The 8,506-nt window shown below is 70.7% G+C and carries 8 protein-coding genes; 5 read left to right on the top strand and 3 right to left on the bottom strand.

Going from position 1 to position 8,506, the window contains the following annotated elements; all coding sequences use genetic code 11:
* Positions 1-279, top strand: a 279-nt coding sequence (locus tag ACQKIP_RS32425) for an enolase C-terminal domain-like protein (RefSeq protein ID WP_427744922.1), incomplete at its 5' end; no start/stop codon positions are given.
* A 214-nt stretch (positions 280-493) separates the two neighbouring features.
* Positions 494-2,926: an RICIN domain-containing protein gene (locus ACQKIP_RS32420; RefSeq protein WP_365853885.1), complete on the top strand. Its 2,433-nt coding sequence runs from the start codon at positions 494-496 to the stop codon at positions 2,924-2,926.
* A gap of 25 nt (positions 2,927-2,951) precedes the next feature.
* Here ACQKIP_RS32420 and ACQKIP_RS32415 read toward each other — a convergent pair whose 3' ends face one another.
* Positions 2,952-4,205 carry an FAD-dependent oxidoreductase gene (locus ACQKIP_RS32415; RefSeq protein ID WP_365853883.1) on the bottom strand — a complete coding sequence of 418 codons (1,254 nt, stop codon included), beginning with the start codon at positions 4,203-4,205 and terminating at the stop codon, positions 2,952-2,954.
* A gap of 82 nt (positions 4,206-4,287) precedes the next feature.
* Between ACQKIP_RS32415 and ACQKIP_RS32410 the strand changes: the two genes are divergently transcribed.
* Positions 4,288-4,839: a TetR/AcrR family transcriptional regulator gene (locus ACQKIP_RS32410; RefSeq protein ID WP_365853881.1), complete on the top strand. Its 552-nt coding sequence runs from the start codon at positions 4,288-4,290 to the stop codon at positions 4,837-4,839.
* Positions 4,840-4,904: 65 nt separating this feature from the next.
* Here ACQKIP_RS32410 and ACQKIP_RS32405 read toward each other — a convergent pair whose 3' ends face one another.
* The gene (locus ACQKIP_RS32405) at positions 4,905-5,798 is read right to left on the bottom strand and encodes an NADP-dependent oxidoreductase (protein ID WP_365853879.1); all 894 of its coding nucleotides are present in this window, start codon (positions 5,796-5,798) and stop codon (positions 4,905-4,907) included.
* 71 nt (positions 5,799-5,869) lie between these two features.
* On the opposite strand from ACQKIP_RS32405, the gene ACQKIP_RS32400 reads away from it, so the two are divergent.
* Complete coding sequence (locus tag ACQKIP_RS32400) at positions 5,870-6,457, top strand: TetR/AcrR family transcriptional regulator (RefSeq protein ID WP_365853877.1); 588 nt, start codon at positions 5,870-5,872, stop codon at positions 6,455-6,457.
* Between the two features lie 76 nt (positions 6,458-6,533).
* The gene (locus ACQKIP_RS32395) at positions 6,534-7,400 is read left to right on the top strand and encodes a LysR family transcriptional regulator (protein ID WP_365853875.1); all 867 of its coding nucleotides are present in this window, start codon (positions 6,534-6,536) and stop codon (positions 7,398-7,400) included.
* 89 nt (positions 7,401-7,489) lie between these two features.
* Here the strand turns inward: ACQKIP_RS32395 and ACQKIP_RS32390 are convergent, their stop codons facing one another.
* A complete protein-coding gene (locus ACQKIP_RS32390) occupies positions 7,490-8,284 on the bottom strand; it encodes an oxidoreductase (protein ID WP_365853873.1) in 795 nt (264 codons plus the stop codon).
* Positions 8,285-8,506: the final 222 nt, after the last annotated feature.

Raw genomic sequence — 8,506 nt, 5'->3', positions numbered from 1 at the left:
GTGAACCGCCCAGAGGACATCTCCCCGGTGGGGATGGCGGCAGACCTCCACCTGGACCTCGCCGTGCACAACTTCGGTATCCAGGAGTACTCGGGCCACACCGCCCTGACCGACGAGGTCTTCCGGCACGCCTACACGTTCGCCGACGGCCACCTGCACCCGGGCGAGGCTCCCGGCATCGGTGTGGAACTGGACGAGGAGCTCGCGGCCGCCCACCCCTACGAAGCGGCCTATCTGCCGGTCAACCGGCTGCAGGACGGGACCGTGCACGACTGGTGAGCAGCCGGGGGAGGGGCGGCCGGCGCCGCCCCTCCCTCCCGTCCTTCCCGCCCGTCCCTTCCTGCCCCCTGGACAATCCCGTCACCGGGTGCTGGGATGCCAACTGCCTCTGACGCACACGCTGTTGAGATCTCGCACGCCACGGTTTTCCAACGTTGTAAAGCAGCCTGCGCGGCTGCCATCAGCGCATACGGACAACGACGGGACGGTACTCATGACGCAGCTCGGCCGACGCCACTTCCTCCTGCGCTCCGGCGCGATCACCCTCGGAGCGGCCGGCGGGACGACCGCCTTCGCCGGCCCCACCGCGCACGCCGCGGCCCCGGCGCGCGGCGGACTCTACGGACCCAGCGCCGCACCGCTGGCCCCCACCGCCTTCCAGAAACTCCCGCTGGGCAGCGTCACCGCGCGCGGCTGGCTGCGCGGCCAGCTCGACCTCCTGCTCGGCGGCCTGTTCGGGCGCTACGCGGAGATCTCCCACTTCCTCAAGTTCGACGACTCCGGCTGGGTGCACCCGGACAAGGTGGGCTGGGAGGAAGTGACGTACTGGCTGCGCGGATACGTCGACCTCGCCGCCCTCACCGGGGATCGCACCGCCCTGGCCGAGAGCCGCCGCTGGATCGACGCGATCCTCGCCACCCAGGAAGCGGACGGCTTCTTCGGCCCCGGAAGACTGCGCACCTCGCTCAACGGCGGCCCCGACTTCTGGCCCTACCTGCCGCTCCTCCAGGCGCTGCGCTCCCACATGGAGTTCACCGGCGACAAGCGCATCGAGCCGTTCATCCTGCGCTTCATGCGCTTCATGAACGCCCAGGGTCCCGGCGCCTTCGACTCCAGCTGGGTCTCCAAGCGCTGGGGCGACGGCATGGACGTCGCCTTCTGGCTCTACAACCGCACCCGCGAGAGCTTCCTGCTCGACCTCACCGACAAGATGCACACCCACGGCGTGGACTGGGCCGGGGGCGTCGCCGACTGGCACAACGTCAACGTGGCGCAGGGCTTCCGCGAGCCCGCCCAGTACGCGCTGCGCTCGGGCAAGGCGGACCACACCCGGGCGACGTACCGCAACTACGCGACCGCGATCGGCACCTACGGCCAGTTCCCCGGCGGCGGCTTCGCGGGTGACGAGAACGCGCGCCCCGGCTTCAGCGACCCCCGCCAGGGCTTCGAGACCTGCGGCACCGTCGAGTTCATGGCCAGCCACGAGCTGCTCACCCGCATCACCGGCGACCCGGTCTGGGCCGACCTGTGCGAGGAGCTGGCCTTCAACATGCTGCCCGCGTCGACCGACCCCGCCGGATCGGGCATCCACTACGTCACCAGCGCCAACAGCATCGACCTGGACAACACCCGCAAGACGCAGGGCCAGTTCCAGAACGGCTTCGCGATGCAGTCCTTCCAGCCCGGCGTCGACCAGTACCGCTGCTGCCCGCACAACTACGGCATGGGCTGGCCCTACTTCACCGAGGAGCTGTGGCTCGCCACACCCGACCGCGGCCTTGCGGCGGCCATGTACGCGCCGTGCCGGGTCACGGCGAAGGTCGCCGACGGCACCTCCGTCACGATCACCGAGGACACCGACTACCCCTTCAAGGAGACCGTCACCCTCACCCTGGCCCTGGACAAGGCGGTGCGCTTCCCGCTCCGGCTGCGCATCCCCGGCTGGTGCAAGGGCCCCCAGCTCTCCGTCAACGGACGGCGGGTGCAGGCACCGGCCGACGGACCTGCCTTCGCCGAGATCGAGCGGACCTGGCGAAGCGGCGACCGTGTCACGCTGCGGCTGCCGCAGTCCACGGCGGTGCGCACCTGGAAGAGCGGAGCGGTCAGCGTCGACCGCGGGCCGCTGACCTACTCCCTGCGCATCGGCGAGTCCTACGAGCGGTACGCCGGCACGGACGCCTTCCCGCACCAGGCGGTGCACGCGACCACCCCGTGGAACTACGCGCTGGCCCCCGATCCGAAGGACGCCCTCACCTTCAGCGCCGATTCCGGCCCGCTGACCGGCGACCCCTTCACGCACGAGGACGTCCCGGTACGCATCCGGGCCCGCGCCCGGCGCCTGGAGCAATGGGTCGCCGACGACGAGCACGTGGTGGCCCCGCTCCAGCAGAGCCCGGCGAAGGCCACCGGCCCGGAGGAAGAAGTCACCCTCATCCCGATGGGCGCGGCCCGCCTGCGCGTCACCGCGTTCCCCACGGCGAGCCCCGACGGCCGCCCCTGGACGCCCGAGCCGCCCTACCGCCGGATCGAGAACCGGCACAGCGGCAAGATCCTCGCGGTCGACGGTATGTCCCTGGACGACGGCGGACGCGTGGTGCAGTTCGACAACTCCGGTACGGGCGACCACGCATGGCAGCTCATCGACCGGGGCGAGGGCCGCTGCACCCTGCGCAACGGCCACAGCGGCAAGGTGCTCGGCATCGAAGACGCGTCCACGGCCAACTCCGCCAAGTCCGTCCAGTACACCGACAGCGGCGCCGCCCATCTGCGCTGGGAGCAGGTCGACAAGGGGGACGGCTGGTTTTTGCTCCGCAACGCGCACAGCGGCAAGGTCCTCGGCGTGGACGGCATGTCGACGTCCAACAGTGCGCAGGTCGTGCAGTTCGAGGACAACGGCACGGCGGATCATCTGTGGCGGCTGGTCTGACATCTGCCCCCGCCGGGAGCGGACTTCAGCCGCTTGCGCGGGGGCCCGCCCGGCCGGTCCTGTCTGCTGCGGCGGCGGCCGTCGGCGGGTAGTCGCCGACGGCCATGGAGTTGTAGAGGCGCGCGCTCTTGGTGGTCAGGCGGAGCAGGGCGCGGCCGGCTGACGGCGGCAGGGCCGAGATCAGCCGGGAGCCCTGCGCCAGTGCCCGCACGCCCCGGCGGGATGCGGGGATCAGGGTCTTGGCCGCACTCAATCCGACCTCGCGGCTTCTGCGCACGGACTCTGCCATCGCACGCTCGTAGGCCGCGAAGGCGCGCTCGTGGTCGCCGCCTGCCCGGGCCAGTTCCCCGGCCAGGACGTAGGCACCGACGACGGCCAGGGTGGTGCTGCCGCCGACGGCCGGGCCGGGGCAGTAGCCCGCGTCGCCGACGAGTGTCACCCGCCCCCGCGACCAGGTGTCCATGTGCAGCTGGGTGATCGAGTCGAAGTAGAACGCCGGGGTGCGGTCGAGCTCCGCCAGCCAGCGGTCCACGTCGGCGTGCAGGCCGCCGAACGCCTCGCGCAGCAGTTCCTTCTGCCGGGGCACGTCGCGGTGGTGGCAGTCGAGTTCGCGCTCGCTGCGGAAGAGGAACAGCACCCGCGCCTCGCCGAGGTGCCGCGCGCCGTACATTCCGGCGGTGCGGCCCACACCGACGTGGATCAGGAGCTCACCGTCGAGACCGGAGGCGTTGGGCAGGGTCAGTACCCCGAGATAGGCCCCGACGAAGGATCCGAAGCGTGACTCGTCCCCGAAGACGAGGCGGCGCACGTTGGAGTGCAGCCCGTCCGCGCCGACGACGAGGTCGAAGCGGCGTGGTGGGGCGTTCTCGAACCGCACCTGTGCGTCGGGTGAGATCACGGTGATCGAGTCGTCGAAGAGGTACTCGACGTCGTCGCGGGTGGCGTCGTAGCAGATCTCGCTCAGGTCGTCGCGCATGATCTCGACGTGCCGGTCGGAGGCGGCGCCGAAGATCTTGGAGAGGTCCACCCGGACGGGCCGCCGCGCGCCCTGCGGGCACAGGGTCATGCGGTGCGTGCCGATGGCCCGCTCCTCGATGCGCGGGAGCACGCCCATCTTCTCGGAGATCTCCATCGCGGGCCGGAACAGGTCGACCGCATGGCCGCCGGTCTTGCGCAGCGTCGGCGCGCGCTCGACGACAGTGACGGAGCAGCCGTGCCGGGTGAGCCAGTACGCCAGTGCCGTACCGGCGATACCGGCGCCGGAGATGAGTATCCGCATGCCCGAGCTCCTTACTTAACGATAGGTAAGTCCGGTTGGACACACGGTACTTACCTATCGTTAAGTAAGATAGGGTTCCGGCATGACTCGCCCCTCCGACACCAAACAGCGCATCCTGGAGGCTGCCCGCGAGCTCTTCGTCCAGCAGGGGGTGCAGCGCACCAGCCTGCAGGACATCGCCGCCCGCCTGGGCATCACCAAGCCGGCGCTCTACTACCACTTCTCCTCACGCGAGGAACTGGTCCGCAGCATCGTGCAGCCGATCCTCGACGAGGAGGAGGCGTTCCTGGGCGGCCAGGAGGCGCTGGCCGAAGTGGAGCCCCGCGCCCTGCTGGAGGGCTACTTCGACTTCCACTACCGCCACCGCAAGGAGATGGTCCTCATGCTCGGCGAGCTGACCACGCTCGCCGACCTGGGCCTGATCGAGCGCGTCCTTGACTGGCGCGGGCGGCTGGCGCGCCTGATCCACGGCCCCGAACCCACCCTGGAGCAGGCCACCCGGGCCGCGATCGCCTTCGGCGGCCTCCAGGACTGCACCATCCAATTCCCCGACGCGCCGAGGGACGAGCTCCGCCGGGCGGCCGTGGACGGCGCCTGCGCGGCCCTGGGCATCGAGCCGCGCCGCCGGCGCTGAGCCCGGCTCGTCGGCCTCCGCCCCGGCCCTTCGCCGATCGCCGCCCGGAGCGCCGTACGGCACGCTCAGACGATCATGACCCGGCGTCCGCGCGTGTGGCCGGCCTGGCTGTCGGTGTGTGCCGCCGCGGCGTCGGGGAGCGAGTATGACTTCTCGACCGGGATGTGCAGCCTGCCCCGTGAGATGAGGGCGAGGGTCTCGGCGAGCGCGTCGGGCATGCTCCCGGCCACGCCGGAGAAGCGGACGCCGAAGTCGGGCGCGGTGAGATCGGCGGTGGAGACGACCTTCCGCGGATCCCCGGTCAGCTCGACGAGTTCGCGGATCACGCCGGAGCCGGCCAGATCGAGAGCCGCGTCGATGCGGCCGAGCTGCCGCACCCGCTCGACCAGACCCTCGCCGTACGTCGTGGCGACGGCGCCCAACTCCCGCAGATAGTCCTGGTTCGCGGCGCCTGCCGTGCCGATCACCGAGATGCCGCGATCGCGGGCGACCTGGAGCACCGCCGAGCCGACGCCGCCCGACGCGCCACTGACCAGCAGTGTCTGGCCGGGCCGCACACCGACCTCGCGGATGATGCGCAGCGCGGTCTCCATCACGGAGGGGTAGCCCGCCGCCTCCTCGAACGTCAGCGCCTCGGGCATACGGGCCCAGGCCCCCAGCACGGCGAATTCGGCATAGGTGCCGTGGCCTTCGCCGAACACGCGGTCGCCGGTCTCGACCCCGTCGACGCCCTCGCCGACCTCGTCCACCACCCCGGAGGCGTCCAGTCCGACCCCGGAGGGCAGCTCGGTCGGATGGGCTCCCAGGACCTGGCCTTCGCGGATCCGCCAGTCGACGGGGTTCACGCCCGCCGCCCGCACGGCGATGCGTATCTGGCCGGGGCCCGCGTGGGGCTCCTCGGCGTCGGTGAGTTGCAGGACGTCGGGACCGCCGAACTCGGCGAAGCTCACTCTCTTCATGCCGCCGAACGTAGCACTAACGGTTAGTGTTTCACAACGGTTAGGATTTTGTACCTGGTAGTGTCCAGGGCATGACCGAGCCGTCCGGACGCCGGGAACGCAAGAAGGCCGCGACCCGCCAGAAGATCGCCGATACCGCCCTGGAGCTCTTCCTGGAACGCGGGTATGACGCGGTGGGCATTCGCGACGTGGCCGCCGAGGCCGACGTGGCCGTCACCACCGTCTTCTCCCACTTCGCCTCCAAAGAGGCCCTGGTGTTCGAGCAGGACGAAGACTTCGAGCAACGCCTCACGCGGGCGGTCACCGACCGGGCGCCGCACGATCCGCTCATCCCCGCGCTGCGCCAGGAGATCCGGGCCCTGGTGCGCCACTGCACGGCAGAAGGCGCAGATCCCCTCTGGCGCATGATCGACGCATCGCCTGCCCTGCGGCAGTACGAAGAGGCGATGAGGCTGCGCCATGCGACATCACTGGCAACGGCCATCGCCGCCGACCTCGGCCTGCCCGCGGACGCGACGTCCTGCCGGGCCGTCGCACGGTTCGCGATCGACGCCTTCTCGCTGGCCCGCGAGGCGGACGATCCGCAGGCCGTGGTCGACGAGGTCTTCGAGATGATCGAGGCGGCCTGGCAGGCCGCCGCACCTGCCCGACGCTCGTGAGGCAGGCGGGCCGGCCGCCGGAGCGTCGTCGTGATCGCCGCGGCATGCGCTCCACCGTAGAAAGGGGAGGGGAGCGATGAGCCTTCGTCAGTTCGAGTACGCCCTGGCCGTGGCCGAGGAGGGCTCGGTGACCGCCGCGGCGGAACTGCTGCGCGTCGCCCAGCCGTCGGTGTCCCAGCAGATCCGCGGCCTGGAGCGCGAACTGGGCGTGAAGCTGTTCGCCCGCACGCCGAGCGGTCTGGTGCCCACCGTGGTCGGCCGCGCGTTCCTGCGGGAGGCGGAAGTCGCGGTGCGCGCCTCACGGCGGGCCAGGGCAACGGCACAGGCCGGCGCCGAAGACCTGGTGGGCGAGCTGGTGGTCTCGGTGCAGATGGGCTTCGGCACACGGCAGTTGCCCGGTGCCCTCGGCGCCCTGCGCCGCCGCTACCCGCGCCTCGAGGTCAGCGTCTTCGAGGAGCCGAGCTCCGCCGAGCTGGAACAGCTGGGCCGCCGGGGCGTGCTGGACCTCGCCCTGATGGCGCGGTGCGAGCAGAGCCCCGACGACGCCCACCACCTGGGCGACGAGGAGTTCGTGGTGGTCCTCGCCGCCGGGCACCCGCAGCTCGACGCGGCCCGCGTCGAGCTGCGCGAACTGAAGGGGGAGCCGTGGGTGAGGTTCGACCGCGACAGCGCGCTGGACGCCGTGCTCCTGAGCGTGCTGCGGGACAACGACCTGACCCCGACCACCGCCGCCCGCGTGTCCCAGACGGCAACGGCCGTGCGCTGGGCCGCGCACGGCCTCGGGGTCACGCTCGTCCCGGCCTCCGCGGTCCCGAACGGCCACGAACACCTCGTACGCCCGGTGTTCCCGGCCGTGTCCCAGCCCGTCATCGCCGTCCTTCGGCAGGAAGCGGGCCCGGCGGAGACCGCTCTGCTCGAGCTTCTGCGTGCAGAGAAATGGTAATCACCGCCTGAGTGCATTGCCGTCCCGGCGCCTTCCCGTTCCGGTGAATTCCCGTCACCCGGAATCGTATCTCAGGAATTCCGTCACCGTCAGCCCCTGGTGAATTCACCGCCGTCCACGACGAGATTGCTCCCGGTCAGCCAACTCGCCCGCTCGGACATGAGGAACAGCGCGGCGTCGGCGATGTCGTCGGGCCGGCCGTCGCGTCCCAGCGGGGGAGCGGTGGTGTCCTGGCCCGGCCCTGAGTCTATGAGCGCCCACTGCTCGCGCGTCGCCTCGCCGCCCGGAGTGGCGGTCCTGCCCGGAGAGACGGTGTTGACCCGCACTCCGTGCGGGGCCAGCTCCGCGGCCAGTCCCCGGCTGTAGTTCTCCAGCGCCGCCTTCGCCGCCGTGTAGTGCAGGAACGGCGGCGGCGTGAGGGGGTTCGCGGCCGAGGAGACGTGCACGATCACCCCGGAACGCTGCTCCCGCATCCCCGGCGCGAGCAGCGAGTCAAGTCGCACGGCTGCAAGGAAGTTCAGGTCGAGCGCGTCCTGCCACTCCTCGTCGGGGATGGCCGTAGCGCTCTGGTGCGGTCGTGCGCCGCCCGCGTTGTGCACCAGGAGGTCCACCCCGCCGAGCACCTCCCGCGCGGTCGCGGCCAGCGCCTGTGCGCCGGCCCGCGTCCGTACGTCGGCCTCCACGAAGGTGGCTCCCTGCGGCACCGTGCTCGTCGCGGCCCTGGCGGTGGTGAGTACCTCGGCGCCCGCGTCCAGGAGTTGGCGCACGAGGGCCGCTCCGATCCCGCGGGAACCACCCGTGACCAGAGCCCGCTTTCCCGTGAATTCCTTCTTCTCTGAATTCTCCGGGTCGTTCTTCGTGGAGTCGTTTCCGTCCGTGGTCATGCCACTGGTCCTCTCGGTTTCGCAAATACCCGCTCGGCGGCCTTCGGCGAGCTGTTTCACGGTACGTACGGAAAAGAGAGCGGGGCAAAGACGAAATGTCAGCAGAGGCTATAGGAAACTCCTATGTCGGTTGCTGTGCCTCGCGCAGCTGTAGCTGGTTCGTCGCCGTCTCTGCGTGGGCTAGGTCATTATAGTGCGAGAGCTCAGGTTTGTGTTGTTAAT

The organism is Streptomyces sp. NPDC059900, from assembly GCF_050270335.1.
Classification (GTDB): domain Bacteria; phylum Actinomycetota; class Actinomycetes; order Streptomycetales; family Streptomycetaceae; genus Streptomyces.
Note: the sequence above shows the minus strand (reverse complement) of the source record. Positions and strands in the feature narration are given on the sequence as shown.